The organism is Streptomyces sp. PsTaAH-137 (genome assembly GCF_003259365.1).
GTDB lineage: Bacteria > Actinomycetota > Actinomycetes > Streptomycetales > Streptomycetaceae > Streptomyces.
Genome location: NZ_QLLY01000020.1, coordinates 124,924 through 142,748, shown reverse-complemented (window position 1 = coordinate 142,748; position 17,825 = coordinate 124,924). Strand labels below are relative to the sequence as shown.

The window sequence follows — 17,825 nt, the reverse complement described above, 5'->3', positions numbered from 1 at the left end:
AGGTCGGCGTGTTTCGTGCGCAGCATGGCCAGGGACTTGATGAGCACCTCGCGGGTCTCGGCGGGGTCGATGACGTCGTCGACCAGGCCGCGCTCGGCCGCGTAGTACGGGTGCATCAGTTCGGCCTTGTACTCCTTGACCATCTTCTGGCGCATGGCCTCGGAGTCCTCGGCCTCGGCGATCTGGCGGCGGAAGATCACGTTGGCCGCGCCCTCGGCGCCCATGACCGCGATCTCGTTGGTGGGCCAGGCGTAGGTGAGGTCGGCGCCGATGGACTGGGAGTCCATGACGATGTAGGCACCTCCGTACGCCTTGCGGAGAATCAGCGAGATCCGCGGCACGGTGGCGTTGCAGTACGCGTACAGCAGCTTCGCGCCGTGGCGGATGATCCCGCCGTGCTCCTGGTCGACACCGGGAAGGAAGCCCGGGACGTCGAGGAGGGTCACGATCGGGATGTTGAAGGCGTCGCACATCTGCACGAATCGGGCAGCTTTTTCGGATGCCTCGATGTCCAGGACGCCGGCGAGGGACTGCGGCTGGTTGGCGACGATGCCGACGACCTGGCCGTCGAGCCGGGCCAGGGCGCAGATGATGTTGCGCGCCCAGCGCTCGTGGACCTCCAGGTAGTCGCCGTCGTCGACGAGCTCCTCGATGACCTTGGTCATGTCGTAGGGGCGGTTGCCGTCCGCGGGGACCAGGTCGAGCAGGACGTCGGAGCGGCGGTCGGCCGGGTCGTCGGAGTCGACGGTCGGCGGGTTCTCCCGGTTGTTCTGCGGGAGCAGCGAGATCAGGTAGCGGACCTCGGCGATGCAGGTCTCTTCGTCGTCGTAGGCGAAGTGGCAGACACCGGAGGTCTCGGCGTGGACGTCGGCGCCGCCGAGCCCGTTCTGCGTGATGTTCTCGCCGGTGACGGCCTTGACGACGTCCGGTCCGGTGATGAACATCTGCGAGGTCTCGCGGACCATGAACACGAAGTCGGTGAGGGCGGGGCTGTAGGCCGCGCCGCCCGCGCACGGGCCGAGCATCACGCTGATCTGCGGGATGACCCCGGACGCCTTGGTGTTGCGCTGGAAGATGCCGCCGTAGCCGGCGAGTGCCGAGACGCCCTCCTGGATACGGGCGCCCGCGCCGTCGTTCAGCGAGACCAGCGGGGCACCGGCCGCGATCGCCATGTCCATGATCTTGTGGATCTTCGTGGCGTGGGCCTCGCCCAGGGCGCCGCCGAAGATCCGGAAGTCGTGCGCGTAGACGAAGACCGTGCGGCCCTCGACCGTGCCCCACCCGGTGATGACACCGTCGGTGTAGGGCTTCTTGGCCTCCAGGCCGAAGCCGACCGCGCGGTGCCGGCGCAGCTGCTCGACCTCGTTGAACGACCCCTCGTCGAGGAGCAGCTCGATGCGCTCGCGCGCGGTCAGCTTGCCCTTCGCGTGCTGGGCCTCGGTCGCCTTGTCGCTGGGACCGGCCAGGGACTGTGCGCGGATCGCGTGCAGCTCGGCCGTGCGCCCGCGGGCGTCGGTGGGCCCGTTCCCGGGGTTCGAGGCGGTGTCGTCCAAAACGGTCATGTAGCGACCTTACGAAGCCGACCAAGGAAAAGGGCCGTCGACTCTGTACAGTCTCCGGCCCGTTTTCCTGGTAGCCCCGAACAGAACGGTTCCGACATGCAGCCAAAGTCACTGCTCAGGACCCCATCGGGTTGTGGAGGTCATACAAAGGGACCCGATGAGACGCCCGTCACGTCACCCAACTGTTCACTCAGCTTTTCACCCGCCGCAATGGAAGCGGTCAGCTCCCCAGTCGGCGTGGTCGTTGCCGTTGCCGTCGCCGCCGTCCCCGACGATCAGGTCCACGTACTGGGCTCCGCTGACGTCGGCCGACAGGGACCAGGCCGGGTCGGTGGCCCTGAGGACGGGTGAGGCCGCCTTCTCCGTGCCGTCGGCCGCCACCGAGAATCGCACACTTCCGCGGGTGGCCTGGACGTCGTCGACGCCGACCTCCGCCGTGAACGAGGTGCACTGCCCGCCGAGGTAGTAGCGGACCTTCGCGGGGGCGTGGGTGCCGAGGCCCTTGGCGTACGCGGTGCCGCCGATCTTGAGCGGGGTGCCGTCGCCCTGGCCCTGTTCGCCGACGGACTGGTCCTTCTCGACCGGGCCCCAGCCGTTCTCCGCGGAGGTCCAGTCCAGGTCACTGGCGTACGTGTCCGTGGTGGGCGGGGGCGGGAGGGTGCGGGCGGTGGTGCTCGCGGCGAGGGTGCGCGTGGCACCGGCGACCGTGTACGTCGCCTTCGCGGTCAGCTCGTGCGGCTGGTACGCGGCGTCGACCGGCGGGGTGACCTGCCAGGTCGCGGTGGCGCGGGCGCCGGGGGCGACCGGGTCGAGCGTGACCGGGCCGGTGGGCTCGGCCTTCCATCCCTGCGGCAGGTCGAGGGCGACGGACGCGTCCTCGACCTGGTCCTTCTCGTAGTTGGTGAAGGTGGCCTCGACCTTGTTGGGCTTACCCGGTTCGAGGGTCTCCCCCGCCTTGAGGGCGAGCGTGCCGCACGCGGCCGGTTCCTTCGCCGGGCCGAGGTCGGTCACCTGGAAGTCGTCGAGCACGAAGTCGGCGCCGTCCGGCGCTCCGGGCAGCTTGCGCAGGCCGGTCCAGGTGTCGCCGCAGCCCGCGGTGACCGTGGTGGTGAAGCGGCCGGTGGTCCGCTGCTGTCCGATCGGCGTGGCGACGGTCTCGACGGCGTCCTCGCCCCGGTCGTAGCCGCTGATCCACCGGTAGGCGCCGGCGTGGCTGGACTGGTAGGCGAAGTCGACCTTGTAGGCGTGCCCGTCCTTCATGGGCACGGTCGCGGGCGAGGTGCGGTAGACGACCCCGTCGTTCTCCTCGTGCGACTTCAGGGACTCGCCGCCGCCGATGACGTCGTCGACGAGCTTCCCGTTCCAGCCGGCCTGGGTGTACGGGGCGTTCTTCTGCGCGATGTGGGTGCGCGGGTCGGTGACGCCGCCCGCGTCGCCCTTGTCGAACGGGCCCCAGCCCTGGTCGACGTCCTCGAAGTCCTCGTGCACGACGGTGCCGGGTGCGGTGGCCGGGGCGTTGCGCACGAGGCGTACGTCGTCGCCGCGGACCTTCGCGGCGCCGTCGTCGGCGGCCGTCGCGAGGCGCAGGGTGGCCGAACCCTTGGGGTCCGCCGTGAAGTTGACCTTCATCCGCTGCATGTTGGTGCCGTGCCAGTCGCTGGCGGCCATCGTGTCGGGGAGGGTGGACCGGTCGATCGCGGCGGAGGTGCCGCCCGCGCTCAGGGTCGTGTGCCGGGAGGCGCCGGGCTCGACCTCGACCCAGGCGGAGGCGGTGTAGCGCTTGCCGGGGGCGAGGCCCGTGACGCGCTGGGCGACCGAGGCGGCGCCCTTGCCGGTGAGGGCCGCGCTGTTGCGGCCGTTGCCGTCGGTGTCACGCGCGACGGAGCCGGTCTTGTCCCAGCCGCCGAGGCGAACGTCGTTGAAGCCGGGGTCCTTCAGGGACGTGCCCTCGCCCCAGGCGGGGTCGGCGGCGCGCGGTGTGTCACCGGCACGGTAGAGGACGTAGGGCTGACCGGCCTCGGCCTTGAGGGTGAGCTTCCCGTCGGCGCCGGTGCGGAGGGTGCCGGTCCTCACCCGGCCGTTGTCGGTGAGCTTGTAGACGGTGTATGAGCCCGGAGCGACGGCCCAACTGCTGCTGCCGCCCTGCTTGTTGTAGTGGTAGAGCTTGTTCTCGCCGTCCTTCGCGGACCATGGGAGCAGATAGCGGTCGCCGTCCAGGACCTTGCGGCCGTGGTCGTAGAAGGTGCGCCGGCCGTCCTCGACGGTGCCGCGCAGGCCGCCGGTGAAGGTGATGTCGTCGCCGTCCCAGCGGGTGATCTGCTGGTGCTGGAGGTACTTGGCGGGCAGGTCGCGCTGCCAGACGTTGGCGTAGAAGTCGTTCCAGTCGTTCTCGCCGGTCCAGCCCTCGAAGTCGACGAGGGCGCTCTGGCCGAGGACCGGGTCGTTGTTCCAGACGTCCTTCTCGCTGTTGCGGATGAACCGGATGATCTTCGAGTTGAGGCCCTTGTTGGTGGCGCCGCCGTAGTCGAGGTCGTTGGCCCAGTGCGACCACAGGGACTGCCGCTCGAACTTGTCGGCCCACTCGGTGGCCAGGTTCCAGCCCTGTCCGTTGATCGCCTTCGCGGTCTGCTCGGCGATCCAGCCGTGGGTGTAGTACACGTCGACGTAGACCGTGGTGAGGTTCTTGTCGGTCTCGTCGCGCAACTGCTTGAAGCGGGCGGCGAGGTCGCCGCTCTCGATGTCGCGGCGCTGGTCGATGTAGTAGCTCTGGTCGAGCCAGTTCCAGCCCGGTGACTTCGGGTCGATCAGGTCGTCCTTGAAGTGCTTGGCGACCGGGTACGCCTCGGTCGCGTTGACGTGGACGCCGAACTCGGCGCCGTACTTCTTGCCCGCCTTGAGCAGCGTGTTGAGGTCCTTCAGGCCGCCCGCGCGCTGGTTGGTGTTGCCGCCGTAGTCGGGGTGGGCGGAGTCGTGGCCCTCGGACGCGTACCCCTTGAGCAGCGCGAACTGGCCCAGGTCGTCGGTGGCGAGCGAGATCCGCTTGACGTCGTCGAGAGTGCGCAGGAAGGGGTGCTGGGCCTGGCTCGCGAAGTTGAACGGGATGTGGGTGACGACCCGGTCCGCGGTGTCCTCACTGCCCTGGGCCTCGATGCCGATGGAGCGGAAGGCGACGGCGCCGTCCTGCCAGTCGACGGCGCCGTCGGCGTTGGCGTCGGGGGTGACGACGACCTTGGCCCAGGGCAGGTCGTCGCCGGTGGCGTGGGTCGGGGAACCGGCGCCGCGGTAGGTCCACTGCCCCGACCAGACGCCGACCCGGATGGAGCCGTCGGCCTCCTTGCGGGCCTGGTGCCAGAACCGGGCGTCGTCGCCACCGGTCGCGCCGCTCGGCTTGTCGTACGTGGAGTTGGACTCGACGGCCGCGGCCAGTCGGCCGGTGTTGACGATCGCGTAGGAGGCGCCGGTCGCCGACGTCTCGGCCGGGGTGCCGTCGGTGACCTTGCCGAAGACGTCGGCGGTGCGGGTGGAGTCCGGGTCCAGCTTGGTGAAGGCCGTCTCGGCGCCGCCGTCCGCGCTGCCGACCGAGACGAGGTCCTGCCCCGGGATGTCGATGGTCCCGACACGGAAGGCGTCCGTGTCGCGGACCGCCGTGATCCGGAAGGTCGTGGTCCGGCCGGAGACCCCGAGGGTGGCGTCGATCTCCACGCCGGGCAGGTCCGGGAAGGTGAGCGTGTACGCGGCCGTGGACCCGGTGATCTTCGGCGCGGCCTTGACCCGGGCGGCGTACGGCTTGCCGTTGAGGGTGACCTCGGTGACGGGCCGGGTGCTGCCGAGGAGGCGGGCGCCGTCGGTCCGGTTCTCGTAGGACAGGACGCGGGGGAAGTCGTCGGCGACGGTCACCTTGAGCCGGGCGCTGGTGAGGACCGTGCCGTCCGGCTCCGTCGCGGTGGCGCTCGCCGCCGGGGTGAGGGTGGCTCCGAGTACGGCCGCGAGGGCCAGGGCGTAGGGGGCTCGGGATCTTGGGGGCATGCCGTTCTGGGTATCCGCGGGGTGCCCTCCGGGTCAACGGGTGGCCTCGCTAATGGAGTTGAGAGTCCAACTGTCCGTTGCCTTTAGTCCAAGCCCGGCAGAGGCACACCCGCGGCCCGGTGGGGCTTCTCGCGCAGTTCCCCGCGCCCCTTACGGGGCTTGGTACCTGGCGGCGTCGGACAGTTCCCGTTCGATGCGGATCAGGCGGTTGTACTTGGCCGTGCGGTCGGAGCGGGACAGGGAGCCCGTCTTGATCTGGCCGCAGCCGGTCGCCACGGCCAGATCGGCGATGGTCGTGTCCTCGGTCTCGCCGGAGCGGTGCGACATCACGGCCTTCCAGCCCGCCCGGTGGGCGATGTCCACCGTCTCCAGCGCCTCCGTCAACGTACCGATCTGGTTGACCTTGACCAGCACCGCGTTGCCGACCCCCGTGCGGATGCCCTCCCGCAGCAGCTCCGGGTTGGTGCAGAACACGTCGTCGCCGGTGAGCTGGCAGCGGTCGCCCACCCGGGCCGTCAGCTCGCGCCAGCCGTCGAGGTCGCCCTCCGCCATCGGGTCCTCGACGGACAGGATCGGGTAGGCGTCGATCAGCTTCTCCAGGTAGTCGATCTGCTGGGCCGTGGTGCGGTCGACGCCCTCGCCCCGGTAGGCGTAGACGCCGTCGCGGTGGAACTCCGACGACGCCGGGTCCATGATCAGGCCGAGGTCCGTGCCGGGCCGGTACCCGGTGCGCTCGATCGCCGCCATGACGAAGTCGAGCGCCTCCTCGGCGGTGCGCAGCGCGGGCGCGAAGCCGCCCTCGTCGCCGACGCCCGTGGAGTGGCCGGCGGCGAGCAGGTCGCGGCGCAGGGTGTGGAAGACCTCGGAGCCCATGCGGACGGCCTCGGCGAAGGTCGGGGCGCCGATCGGCGCGATCATGAACTCCTGGAAGTCCAGCGGATTGTCGGCGTGGGCGCCGCCGTTGACGATGTTCATCATCGGCATCGGGAGCAGGTGGGCGCCGTCGCCGCCGAGGTGGCGGTAGAGCGGCAGCCCGTGCGCGGCCGCGGCGGCCTTGGCGGCGGCGAGGGAGACGCCCAGCAGGGCGTTGGCGCCGAGCCGGGACTTGGCGGGGGTGCCGTCGAGGGCGATCAGAGCCGCGTCCAGGCCCGCCTGGTCGTCGGCGTCGCGGCCGACGACGGCCCGGGCGATCTCTCCCTCCACGTGGGACACAGCACGGTCGACGCCCTTGCCGTGCCAGCGGTGGGGGTCGTCGTCGCGCAGTTCGACGGCTTCGCGGGCGCCGGTGGAGGCGCCGGACGGAACGGTCGCGCGGCCCTGCGAGCCGTCGGCCAGGGTGACGTCGGCCTCGACGGTGGGGTTGCCGCGGCTGTCGAGGACGGCGAGGGCGGTGACGGAGACGATCTCGGGCATGGGAGGTCCTTCCCGTTGCTGCGTGCCGCGGCCCTGCTGCGACGACGGTGGCGCGTGCCGCGACAGGGCGAAACTATACAGCTTTGCTGTTCAGTTCCGCTGTTCAGTTGTACTGCACAGGTGAGCTGTACAGTTGAGCTGCTCAGTTTCGCTGGATATCGCCGGGTAAGGTACGGCCATGCCTGCCCCGGAATCCGCCGCCGTCGCCGCCGATCTGCGTACCGCGATGGGCCGGCTCACCCGGCGTGTGAAGCACGAGGACCTGATTCCGCACGGCCAGGTCGCCGTGCTCGGCGTGCTGGACCGCGACGGCGCCATGACCACCAGCGATCTCGCGGCCGATCAGCGGGTGCGGCCGCAGTCGATGGCCCGCGCTGTGGGGCTGCTGACCGAGCAGGGGCTCGTCACGCGGCGCGCGCATCCCACCGACGGGCGCAAGTCTCTGGTGGAGCTGACCGAGGCGGGGCGCTCCGCGCTGGACGCCGAGCGGGGGCGTCGGGCCGGGTGGCTCGCGCAGGCGATCGAGGCCGAGCTCAGCCCGGACGAGCGGGAGTTGCTGTCGCGGGGCGCGGCCCTGATGGAACGCCTCGCGGCCCGCTGATCCGTGGTCGGGTGCGGCTCTCGTCGTGGCCGGTCGCGCAGTTCCCCGCGCCCCTGAAAGTTCCCCGTCTGCCCCACGGGCTCTCGTCGCCACCTGCGGGCCGGTGGCCGCTTCTCGCGCAGTTCCCCGCGCCCCTGAGGCTGCGCTGCGCGCGCCTCCCCACGAGGCAACCAGTCGCGCGCCTCTCTTGATGAGATGCCGCACGAAGTGCGCATCTCAGGGGCGCGGGGAACTGCGCGATCAGCCACGACGGTGGCGCGCACGGAAGACGACCCGACAAGGGGCGCGGGGAACTGCGCGAAAGCCCGGTCCGGCCGGAGGTCACAGCGGGGTTTTCACCAGCGCCGCCACCCACACCCCGTACGGCAGCGCCCCGCAGGCCAGTGCCCCCGTCACCACCAGGACCCGGGACCGGCGCCGCGTCCAGCCCCGTGCCATGGTGCGGGCCACCGGGATGAGCAGCGGAAAGGCGGGGAGTACGAAGCGGGGCTTGGAGGCGAAGGGGCCGCCCAGGAGCAGCACCATCAGGACCAGGGCCCCGCTGAACACCAGCAGCGGCAGAGCCGTTCGCGGCGAACGCTCCAGACAGAGCAGGCAGAAGAGGACCACGGCAGCGGCGACGAGCAGCACGGACACCGGATAGACGACCTTGCCGCCGTACAGGAACAGCACCCGCAGGAAGCGCAGCGAACTCACGCCGAAGTCGAGCCCCGACTTCCAGGCGTCCTGCACGGTGAAGTAACCGTGCAGCAGGTCCCCGGTGCGCGCCCCGACCCACAGCACGTAGCCGAGCCATCCCGCGGGGGCGAGCAGCACCGCGAGCCAGGGACCTCGGCCACGCCCGCGACGCCGGACGAGTTCCCACCCGGCGGTGACCACGACGGCGGCGGCGACGGCGAGCCCGGTGGGCCGGGTCAGGCCGGCGAGGGCGGCCAGGGCGCCGGCGAGGAGCCAGTTCCGGGCGAGCAGCGCGTACAACGCCCAGGCGGCGAGCGCGGCGAACAGCGACTCGCTGTAGGCGAGGGTGAGGACGACCGCCTGGGGCAGCAGCGCCCACAGGACGACGAGGAAGGTGGCCGTCACCGTGCCGTACAGGCGGTGGCCGACGGCGTAGACACCCCAGGCCGCGGCCACGGCGGCGCCCCAGGCGACGAGCAGCGCGGCCGGTCCCGCTCCGCCCGGCAGGACGGCGTCGGCCGCCCGGGTCAGCAGGGGGAAGAGCGGGAAGAACGCGTAGTCGGTCTGCACGGTCCCGAACGAGGACAGGTACTCGCGGGTGCCGTAGCCGTGCTCGGCGATGTGCAGGTACCAGACGGCGTCCCAGGCGTGGGCGAGCGTCCGGGTGACCGGGTGCCCGCCGTACAGGTCGGTGAGGACGATCAGCAGGACGCCGGTGGCGCGGACCGCCGCGAAGACGGCGAGGGCGCGCAGCACACCCGGCGGCTTCCCGCCGCTCCACCGCCCGGCGGCGACGGGCCTGCCCTCAAGGCCGCCCCGGAGTTCCGTTACCTCGCCCGTCCGCAGCACGCGACAAACCAGCCCTTCTCGCACAATAGAGGCGTTTATGTCTACATGGAGTCAACGGGACTTTCCTATCGGTCACCCACCCGTGCGTCACCGGAGCGACACACAGCGCTTGATGTTGAAAGTTGAACATCGTCGCGCTACAGTCGTCCCCAGTTGATAGTTCAACCTTCAACATCACGTCGGCACCCCGTGCCGCCCGTCCCCAAGGAGCACGTCATGGGCATCTTCGGCCGCAAGAACGAGACCACCGCGACCGCCACCACCGCTGCCGCCGCCGCGCCGGCCGGCCCGGACCTGAGCGCCGTCACGGGCGACTACACGGTCGACCCCGCGCACACCACGCTCGGTTTCGTCGCCCGGCACGCGATGGTGACGAACGTGAAGGGCAGCTTCACCGACTTCACCGGCGAGCTGCACCTCGACGGCTCGGACCCGGCCAAGTCGACCGCGAGCTTCGACGTCCAGATGGCCAGCATCGACACCGGCAGCGCCGACCGTGACGGCCACCTGAAGAGCGCCGACTTCTTCAAGATCGACGAGTTCCCGACGATGACGTTCCGCTCGACGTCCGCCGAGTCGCTGGGCGGCGACGACTACCGCATCACCGGTGACCTGACGCTCCTCGGCACCACGAAGCCGCTCACCATCGACCTGGAGTTCAACGGCTCGGCGAAGGACCCGTTCGGCAACGAGCGCGTCGGCTTCGAGGGCAAGGCCGAGATCCTGCGCTCGGAGTGGGGCCTGACCTGGAACGCCGCGCTGGAGACCGGTGGCGTCCTCGTCTCCGACAAGATCAAGCTGAACTTCGACATCTCGGCCATCAAGAGCGCCTGAACCACCCGTAGGACGCGCTGAGCCGAGGCGGCCGCCTCGTTCGTGCCGTCGGGCGGCTTCCTGTGGGACACGTCACAGGGAGCGGCCCGATGTCACGAACGGGGCGGCCGTTCCGTCGTTCTCGTGAGCACCCATGGGAGGTTCACGATGAGCGGACGCAGGGGCACGAGGGACGCGACGGCGGGCGAGCGCGTCGCGGACTGGGCCGACGGCAGGCTCGGGATCCACGGTCTCGGCCGCAGGTATCTGCGCAAGGTCTTCCCCGACCACTGGTCGTTCCTGCTGGGCGAGATCTGCCTCTACACCTTCGTCATCCTGATTCTGACCGGCGTCTATCTGACCCTGTTCTTCCATCCGTCGATGAACGAGGTGGAGTACCACGGCAGTTACCTGCCCCTGAGCGGCGTACGGATGTCGGAGGCGTACTCCTCGACGCTCGACATCAGCTTCGACGTGCGCGGCGGGCTGCTGATCCGGCAGATCCACCACTGGGCCGCGCTGATCTTCGTAGCGGCGATGTTCGTGCACATGATGCGGCACTTCTTCACGGGGTCGTTCCGCAAGCCGCGCGAGCTGAACTGGCTGTTCGGCTGGCTGCTGCTGTTCCTCGCGCTGTTCGAGGGGCTGCTGGGGTACTCGCTGCCCGACGATCTGCTCTCCGGCGCCGGGATGCGGCTCATCGAGGGCATGACCCTGGCCGTCCCGATCGTCGGGACGTACCTGTCGTTCTTCCTCTTCGGCGGTGAGTTCCCTGGCCACGACATCGTGGCCCGCTTCTACTCGATCCACGTCCTGCTGCTGCCGGGCATCATGGCGGCGCTCGTCGTCACCCATCTGATCCTGGTCTTCTACCACAAGCACACCCAGTTCCCCGGCCCGGGAAAGACCGAGCGCAATGTGGTGGGCCAGCCCTTCTTCCCGGTCTACGTGGCCAAGGCGGGCGGCTTCTTCTTCCTGGTCTTCGGCGTGGTGGCGGCCGTCGCCGCCGTCGCGACCGTCAACCCGGTCTGGGTGTACGGCCCTTACCGCCCCGACCAGGTGTCCACGGGCGCGCAGCCCGACTGGTACCTGGGGTTCGCCGAAGGGCTCGTACGGGTGATGCCGGGCTGGGAGATCGTGCTCGGCGGGCACACCCTCGCGCTGGGCGTCCTCGTCCCGTTCCTCGCGTTCCCGCTGTGGCTGGTGCTCATCGGGGTGTATCCGTTCGTGGAGGCGTGGATCACGGGCGACCGGCGCGAGCACCATCTGCTCGACCGGCCGCGCAACCGTCCGGTGCGGACCGCGCTCGGAGTGGCCTGGCTGACCGGTTTCCTCGTCGCGATGGCGGCCGGCGGCAACGACCTGTGGGCCACGCACTTCCGTCTCTCGGTGAACGCGATCACCTGGACCGCGCGGGTGGCGCTGTTCGCGGGCCCGGTCCTCGCGTTCGTCGTGACCCGGCGGATCTGTCTCGGGTTGCAGCGACGCGACCGGGACAAGGTGCTGCACGGCCGGGAGACGGGCCGGATCAAGCGGCTGCCGCACGGGGAGTACGTGGAGCTCCACGAGCCGCTGTCACCCGGCGAGTTGCACCGCCTGACGCAGCACGAGCAGCCGACCGCGCTGGAGCCTCTGGCGGACACGGACGAGCACGGGGTACGCGGCCGGGTGCGGGCCGCGCGGCGGGTGCGGGTGGCGCTGTCGCGGTGGATGTTCGGGGCGGGGGCGCAGGTGCCGAAGGCTACCGGCCGTCCTCCCGCCGCTCTTCCCACTCCCCCGCGAGCAGCCCCAGCACCACGTCGTCCTGAAAGGCGCCCATGACCCACGCCGACGAACGCAGCACGCCCTCGCGGACGAAGCCGTTGCGTTCGGCCGCGCGGAGCATCGGCGTGTTGTCCGACAGGGTTTCGATCTGCAGCCGGTTCAGGCCGCGGACGACGAACGCGTAGTGGCACAGCGCCGCGACCACGTCGGTGGCGTGGCCCTTGCCGCGGGCGGCCGGGAGGAGGCCGAGGCCGAGGTGCGCGGAGCGGTGGTGGAGGTCGATGCCCCACAGGTTCGCGCCGCCGACGAGGGCGCCGCCGTCCAGCTCCACCACGGAGAACACGAGGTGGTGCGGGTTCGCGTCGTCCACCCTGAACCGGCTCTCGGGTGAGCCGGGCGTGACCGGGCGCCACGGGTGGGTGTCGGCCCGCGCCGTGGTGGCCACGTCGGCGTGGAGCCCGGCCTCCAGGACCGGGATGTCGTCCTCGTGCCGGGCCCTGAGCCCGATCTTGTCGCCCTTCAGCATGGGAGCTTCCTATCGTGGCGGGCCGGACCCGGGCCATCCGATTCTCCGGGCGCGGACGATTCCGCCGTACGGGGCCGTCGGCCGCCGGAGCCGCTGGAAGGATGGGGTTCATGACCATCGCGGCGCGGCACCACCACGACAGCGCGGGCAGCCATGCGGCTTGATCCGGACGTCCTGCGGGACAGACTGCTGGAGGCGACGGGGACCGTCCGGATCGAACGGGCGCGTATCACGGGCCCGTTGACCCTCGACGGCACCGAGATCAGGGCCATCGTGCGGTTCGACGCGTGCGAGTTCGACGGGCCCGTCAGCCTGGAGGCGGCGTCCACCCTCGCGCTCTCCCTCACCCACTGCCGGGTGCCCGGACTGCGGGCGCCGACGGCCCATTTCGGCGGGCGCGTCGACCTGCGCGGTACGACGGTCGAGGGCGGCCTGAATCTGGTGCACGCGCACATCGGGGGCGGGCTGCGGCTCGACGGCGCGCGGCTGATCCATCCGGGGGCCGTGGCGCTGGACGCGGGTGGTCTGGTGATGGAGGGCGGGGTGTTCTGCGACGGCGGGTTCGAGGCCGAGGGGCGTGTCGCCTTCCCGGGGGCGCAGTTGCCGGGCGGGCTGTGGATGCGCGGGGCGCGGATCACGGCCGGGGAGCCGGGCGCGGTCGCGTTCAACGGGGACAATCTGACCGCCTCCACGGTACGGCTGTCGCACGGCTTCAGCACCGACGGCCGGATACGGCTGCGCGGCGCCCAGATAGACGACCTGCTGACCCTCAACGGAGCCGAACTCACCGGCACCGGCTCCTCGTTGATGTGCGTGGGGGCCCGCGCCGAGGCGCTCGACCTGCGCTTCGCGACCGCCCCGCGCGGCACGGTGAACCTCCGCAACGCCCACTTCACCCGGATCCAGGACGCCCCGGGGACCTGGCCCCCGTCGCTCGGCCTGGACGGGCTGACGTACGACTGGCTGGAGTCCACCGCGCCCCGCCGCCGCGACGACGTGACGAACCGGCTGGCCTGGCTGCGCCGCGACGACGGCTACTGCCCGCAGCCGTACGAGCAACTGGGCCTCAATTACCGCCGGTTGGGCCATGACGACGAGGCACGCCGGGTGCTGCTGCACCGGCAGCGCCGGCGCCGCGCGACGCTCGGTCCGGCGGGCCGGCTGTGGGGGTACCTCCTCGACGCGACGGTCGGCTACGGCTACCGGCCCTGGCTCGCCGGGCTCTGGCTGGCGCTGCTCACGGCCGCGGGCTGGTTCGTCTTCCGCACCCACCATCCGGTGCCGAACAAGCCGGGCGAGGGGCCGCCGTTCCACGCCCTCGTCTACACCCTCGACCTGCTCGTCCCGATCGGCGGCTTCGGCCAGCGCGACGCCTGGCACTGGGCCACCGTCGGGCCCCAGTCGCTCGCGTACGCGCTCGTGGTGATCGGCTGGGTCCTGACCACGGCGGTGGTGGCCGGGGTGACCCGCACCCTGAGTCGCAATTAGGGCCTGTCTCCGGCTCGTCAGGCCCACACGAGGGCGCCCTCGCGCACCCGGGGCGGCGCTCCGGGTGTGAGGTCCGGCAGGTCGAGGGCGTCCGCCATGTCCTCCAGGTACACGGAGAGCGACGGGTGGACGAGGGTGCGCTCCGCAATCTCCGTCCACTTCCAGATCTTTCCTGTTTCGGCGTCCAGGCACAGCCCGTAGAGGGTGTCGTGCGCGCCGAAGGAGGCGAACGGGATCCAGGAGGGCCGCCAGGACACGTACTCGTCCATGGTGACCCGCATGCCCATCTGCATGCGGTAGGTCTCCAGCACAGCGTCGAACGTCATCGGGGCCCAGCGTCCCAGCAGGAAGTCCGCCCCCACCCCGTCGACCGCCGTCATCCCCGGGCACCGCCGCCACAGCGCCTTCAGACCGGCGGGTATGCGCACTCCCAGTTCCCGTTCGAAGGCCGCGAGTTCGTCGTCCGTGGCACCGGGGCGGAGCAGGGCCGCGGTCGCCGGGGCGTTGCGGTGCAGCCAGGTCTCTATGCGCTCCCAGGCGTCGTCGACCTGCCGCGCCTCGATGGCCGCCTGCCTCGCCCACCCGTCCCGTATCTCACCGCTCATGACCGTCACCGTAGCGCCGGGCGGTCAACTGAACCGCAAGGGGGCCGAGTTGAGCGCCTCTCTCAGAAGCCGCCGCCGAAGTCCCCGCCGCCCCCGCCGCCGCCGAAGTCGCCGCCCCCGCCGAAGTCACCGAAGTCGGAGGTGTCGAAGTCGGCCCCGGAGATGTCGCCGCCCTCGTAGCCGCCGCCGAAGTCGCCGTATCCGGAGCCGTAGTCCGCCGCGTACGCGGGGCTCGCCATCATCGAGCCGAGGACCGTGCCGAACAGCAGGCCCGGCAGGATGCCGCCGCCGAAGTAGCCACCGGCCCACGGGCCGTAGGCCGGGCCCGCGTCGTAGTACGGGCGTCGCTCCCCCGCACCGGTGTCCACCGTGCGCACCAGCGGGTCTTCGCCGTCGCGCAGCCGGGCCGCGTCCGCCGCGCACACCGGCACCTCGCGCGGCGCGCCGCCGGGCGGCGTCCACTCGGCGTCCTCGACGGAGGGGCCGTGCCGCGGGTCGAAGAAGCAGGGGGCGCGGCGCTCGGGCAGCGGGCGGCCCTCGCGGCGGGCGGCGAGCAGGGCGAGCGAGAAGCGGCCGTCCTCGATGGCCTCGGTCACCCCGCGCACGTCCTCGGGGCGCTGCGCGGCCGCCATGTACTGCTTGGCCTTCTCGTAGGCGTCGAGCGCCCGCTCGTAGTCCGCCCGCATCGAGTCGTCGGCGCCCGCCTCGGCCGGGTGGAAGTCGAGCCGGTCCAGTTCCTCGCCGAACGCCGTGATGTCCTCGTCGACGACGACCCGGAGCTTGTCCAGGGCGGCCCGCTGCTCCGCCTCGCGCCTGCGCCGGTTGCGGCGGACGAGGGCATAGGCGCCCGCGCCGCCGACGACCACGACGGCGCCGAGTCCGACGAGCGCGCCGACGGGCGCCCCGCCGGAGTCGCCGCCCGCGCCCCAGGAGGAGGGCGCCGAGCCCTTGGCGGTGCGTACGGCGGCGTCGACGAAGTCGTCGAGCTGCTGTGCGGCCGGTTCGCCCCGGACGCTCGTGGTCAGGTTGTGAACGGCCGCGGTGGACATCACGGCGCTGTCGGCGCGCGCGTCGAAGGCGGTCCCGAGCCGGACGCCGTAGACGCCGACGATCCCCGTCTTGGTCCGCAGATCGGTGAACAGGTCCTTCGTGGGGAAGTCCGCGGGCAGCACGGCCACCATTACCGGCTTGTCCGCGTCCTTGATCGTCTTCGTGAGGGAGTCGACATCGTCCGAGGTCAGCGTGGTGCGGACAGCGGGATCGACGTAGACGGGGTTCTTCTCCAGAGCGTCCGCGACCGTGGAGACGTCCGTCGCGGCGGCGGCGCCGGGCGCCAGGGCCAGCGGGGCACCGAACGCGAGGAGGGCCGCGGCGAGGACCGCAAGAGTGGGCCTCATACTCCGACGCTAACTCAGTCGGGGTGTGAATGACGGGTCGAAGCATTCGTGACGTGAAGTCTTGACGCGCCCATGGAACGCCCTTTAACTCACGTCTTGAACTAAGCCATGAAAGTGGACTGTTGAGCTTCACGGGACACAGGAGGCATCGTGCACACCCCCACGCGATCACCGAGATCGGCACGAGCGGGCCGGTCGGCCCGGGTACTACTGGCCGGGATCCTCACCGCCGCCGGACTCCTCGGAGTCTCCGCCGGCACGGCGCAGGCCGCCGGCGAACCGGTCGCCGTCTGGCTGACCACCACCGACGACAGCGGCGGCCGGCACGTCACGCGCGGCCTGGCGCAGCAGACCCCGACGGCGTTCCAGTCGGGCACCGGCTCGGCCGGCACCACGATCACCGTCGACGAGAACACCCGCTACCAGACGTTCACCGGCGGCGGCGCGTCCTTCACCGACACCGCGGCCTGGCTGATGAACAGCAGCGGCGCCCTGTCCCAGGCCACCCGGGACGCGACGATGAAGAAGCTGTTCTCGCCGACCGACGGCATCGGGCTCTCCTTCATCCGCAACCCCATGGGCGGCTCGGACCTGGCCCGCTTCGGCTACACGTACGACGACGTGCCCGCCGGGCAGACGGACCCGTCCCTTGCGAAGTTCTCCCTCGCCCACGACCAGGCCGACGTGCTGCCGCTGACCAAGCAGGCCAAGCAGCTCAACCCGGCCGCGACCGTGATGGCCTCGCCGTGGACCGCCCCGGCCTGGATGAAGGACAGCGGGCAGCTCAACGGCGGCTGGCTGAAGGCCGAGAACTACGGCACGTACGCCTCGTACTTCGTGAAGTACATCCAGGGCTACCAGGCGGCCGGGGTGCCGATCGACTACGTCACCGTGCAGAACGAGCCGACCTGCTGCTCGGGCTATCCGTCGATGAGCTGGAACGGCTCCGGGCTCGCCTACTTCACCAAGAGCGAGCTGCTGCCGAAGCTGGCGGGCGCGGGCGTGAAGACCAAGGTGCTCGCGCACGACTGGAACTGGGACACCTACGACTCCTACGCCGCCCCGACCGTGGACGACGCGGCGGTGCGCAGCCACCCGAACTTCGGCGGCATCGCCTGGCACGGCTACGGCGGCGACGTCGCCAAGCAGACCGAGATCCACAACAAGTACCCGTCCCTGGACGCCTTCCAGACCGAGCACTCCGGCGGCACCTGGATCGCGAACCAGCAGCGCGAGGACATGATGAACATCATCGACTACACCCGTAACTGGGCGAAGTCGGTGACGAAGTGGTCGCTGGCCGTGGACCAGAACCGCGGCCCGCACAACGGCGGCTGCGGTACGTGCGACGGGCTGATCACCGTCCACAACGGCGACGCGAACAGCGGCAAGGTCGACTACAACATCGAGTACTACACGATGGGCCACCTGACGAAGTTCGTCCGGCCGGGGGCGTCCCGGATCGCCTCGACCGCGTCGTCCACGGTGCCGAACGTCGCCTGGCGCAACACCGACGGCTCGAAGGCGCTGATCGCCTACAACGACGCCTCCACAGCGAAGGACGTGACCGTCAACTGGGGCGGCCAGCACGTCACTTACTCGCTGCCGGGCAAGACGTCGGCGACGTTCACCTGGAGCGGCACGCAGTCCGGCGCCGCCGACCGCACCGGCGCGCTGCACGGCCTGGGCGACAAGTGCCTCGACGTGAAGGACGGCTCCACGGCCAACGGCACGGCCGCGCAGCTCTGGACCTGCTACTCCGGTTCGCAGAACCAGACGTGGACGCTCAAGGCGGACGGCACCGTGCGCGCGCTGGGCAAGTGCCTCGACGTGTCCGGGGGTTCGACGGCGAACGGCGCGAAGGTCCAGCTCTACGACTGCAACGGCTCGGGCGCGCAGCAGTGGCGGCTCGAATCGTCGGGCGACCTGGTGAACGCACCGGCCGACAAGTGCCTTGACGCGACCGGGAATTCGTCGGCCGACGGGGTCACCATGCAGCTCTGGGCGTGCACGGGGGCCGGCAATCAGAAGTGGACGCTCCAGTAATTGAAGCCCCTCCGGCGATTGAGGAGCGGGGTCCGGGGCGGAGCCCCGTGACCTCGC

At 70.9% G+C, this 17,825-nt stretch carries 12 protein-coding genes; 5 read left to right on the top strand and 7 right to left on the bottom strand.

Going from position 1 to position 17,825, the window contains the following annotated elements; genetic code table 11:
- From K377_RS34195 to eno, 3 genes are all read right to left on the bottom strand, one after another.
- The coding region (locus K377_RS34195) for an acyl-CoA carboxylase subunit beta (protein ID WP_111667518.1) at nt 1–1,562 on the bottom strand (1,562 nt) is incomplete at its 3' end.
- 198 nt (nt 1,563–1,760) lie between these two features.
- Complete coding sequence (locus K377_RS34190) at nt 1,761–5,588, bottom strand: endo-alpha-N-acetylgalactosaminidase family protein (protein WP_111667503.1); 3,828 nt, start codon at nt 5,586–5,588, stop codon at nt 1,761–1,763.
- A 150-nt stretch (nt 5,589–5,738) separates the two neighbouring features.
- Nucleotides 5,739–7,001, bottom strand: a complete 1,263-nt coding sequence (eno, locus tag K377_RS34185) for a phosphopyruvate hydratase (protein ID WP_111667502.1) — start codon at nt 6,999–7,001, stop codon at nt 5,739–5,741.
- Nucleotides 7,002–7,179: 178 nt separating this feature from the next.
- On the opposite strand from eno, the gene K377_RS34180 reads away from it, so the two are divergent.
- The gene (locus K377_RS34180; RefSeq protein WP_111667501.1) at nt 7,180–7,602 is read left to right on the top strand and encodes a MarR family winged helix-turn-helix transcriptional regulator; all 423 of its coding nucleotides are present in this window, start codon (nt 7,180–7,182) and stop codon (nt 7,600–7,602) included.
- Between the two features lie 321 nt (nt 7,603–7,923).
- Here K377_RS34180 and K377_RS34175 read toward each other — a convergent pair whose 3' ends face one another.
- Nucleotides 7,924–9,129, bottom strand: a complete 1,206-nt coding sequence (locus K377_RS34175; RefSeq protein WP_258395236.1) for a hypothetical protein — start codon at nt 9,127–9,129, stop codon at nt 7,924–7,926.
- A 216-nt stretch (nt 9,130–9,345) separates the two neighbouring features.
- On the opposite strand from K377_RS34175, the gene K377_RS34170 reads away from it, so the two are divergent.
- Entirely contained in the window at nt 9,346–9,963 is a 618-nt protein-coding gene (locus K377_RS34170) for a YceI family protein (protein ID WP_111667500.1), read from the top strand.
- Between the two features lie 147 nt (nt 9,964–10,110).
- Nucleotides 10,111–11,763: a cytochrome bc complex cytochrome b subunit gene (locus tag K377_RS34165; protein WP_111667499.1), complete on the top strand. Its 1,653-nt coding sequence runs from the start codon at nt 10,111–10,113 to the stop codon at nt 11,761–11,763.
- Here the strand turns inward: K377_RS34165 and K377_RS34160 are convergent.
- On the bottom strand, nt 11,684–12,232 hold the full coding sequence (locus K377_RS34160; protein WP_111667498.1) for a GNAT family N-acetyltransferase: 549 nt from the start codon (nt 12,230–12,232) through the stop codon (nt 11,684–11,686). The two genes, K377_RS34165 and K377_RS34160, sit on opposite strands and share 80 nt — an antisense overlap.
- Before the next feature lie 153 nt (nt 12,233–12,385).
- On the opposite strand from K377_RS34160, the gene K377_RS34155 reads away from it, so the two are divergent.
- Nucleotides 12,386–13,720: an oxidoreductase gene (locus K377_RS34155; RefSeq protein ID WP_111667497.1), complete on the top strand. Its 1,335-nt coding sequence runs from the start codon at nt 12,386–12,388 to the stop codon at nt 13,718–13,720.
- 17 nt (nt 13,721–13,737) lie between these two features.
- On the opposite strand, the gene K377_RS34150 is transcribed toward K377_RS34155, so the two are convergent.
- The gene (locus K377_RS34150; RefSeq protein ID WP_111667496.1) at nt 13,738–14,325 is read right to left on the bottom strand and encodes an SMI1/KNR4 family protein; all 588 of its coding nucleotides are present in this window, start codon (nt 14,323–14,325) and stop codon (nt 13,738–13,740) included.
- 62 nt (nt 14,326–14,387) lie between these two features.
- The gene (locus K377_RS34145; RefSeq protein WP_111667495.1) at nt 14,388–15,722 is read right to left on the bottom strand and encodes a hypothetical protein; all 1,335 of its coding nucleotides are present in this window, start codon (nt 15,720–15,722) and stop codon (nt 14,388–14,390) included.
- A gap of 150 nt (nt 15,723–15,872) precedes the next feature.
- Between K377_RS34145 and K377_RS34140 the strand changes: the two genes are divergently transcribed.
- Nucleotides 15,873–17,768 (top strand): ricin-type beta-trefoil lectin domain protein, encoded by a 1,896-nt coding sequence (locus K377_RS34140; RefSeq protein WP_111667494.1) that lies wholly within the window; start codon nt 15,873–15,875, stop codon nt 17,766–17,768.
- The last annotated feature ends 57 nt before the right edge of the window (nt 17,769–17,825 follow it).

Excerpts from the sequence above, each read along its gene's own strand:
- K377_RS34190 (WP_111667503.1), bottom strand. The coding sequence starts at position 5,588 with ATGCCCCCAAGATCCCGAGCCCCCTACGCCCTGGCCCTCGCGGCCGTA.
- eno (WP_111667502.1), bottom strand. The coding sequence starts at position 7,001 with ATGCCCGAGATCGTCTCCGTCACCGCCCTCGCCGTCCTCGACAGCCGC.
- K377_RS34180 (WP_111667501.1), top strand. The coding sequence starts at position 7,180 with ATGCCTGCCCCGGAATCCGCCGCCGTCGCCGCCGATCTGCGTACCGCG.
- K377_RS34170 (WP_111667500.1), top strand. The coding sequence starts at position 9,346 with ATGGGCATCTTCGGCCGCAAGAACGAGACCACCGCGACCGCCACCACC.
- K377_RS34165 (WP_111667499.1), top strand. The coding sequence starts at position 10,111 with ATGAGCGGACGCAGGGGCACGAGGGACGCGACGGCGGGCGAGCGCGTC.
- K377_RS34160 (WP_111667498.1), bottom strand. The coding sequence starts at position 12,232 with ATGCTGAAGGGCGACAAGATCGGGCTCAGGGCCCGGCACGAGGACGAC.
- K377_RS34155 (WP_111667497.1), top strand. The coding sequence starts at position 12,386 with ATGCGGCTTGATCCGGACGTCCTGCGGGACAGACTGCTGGAGGCGACG.
- K377_RS34150 (WP_111667496.1), bottom strand. The coding sequence starts at position 14,325 with ATGAGCGGTGAGATACGGGACGGGTGGGCGAGGCAGGCGGCCATCGAG.
- K377_RS34145 (WP_111667495.1), bottom strand. The coding sequence starts at position 15,722 with ATGAGGCCCACTCTTGCGGTCCTCGCCGCGGCCCTCCTCGCGTTCGGT.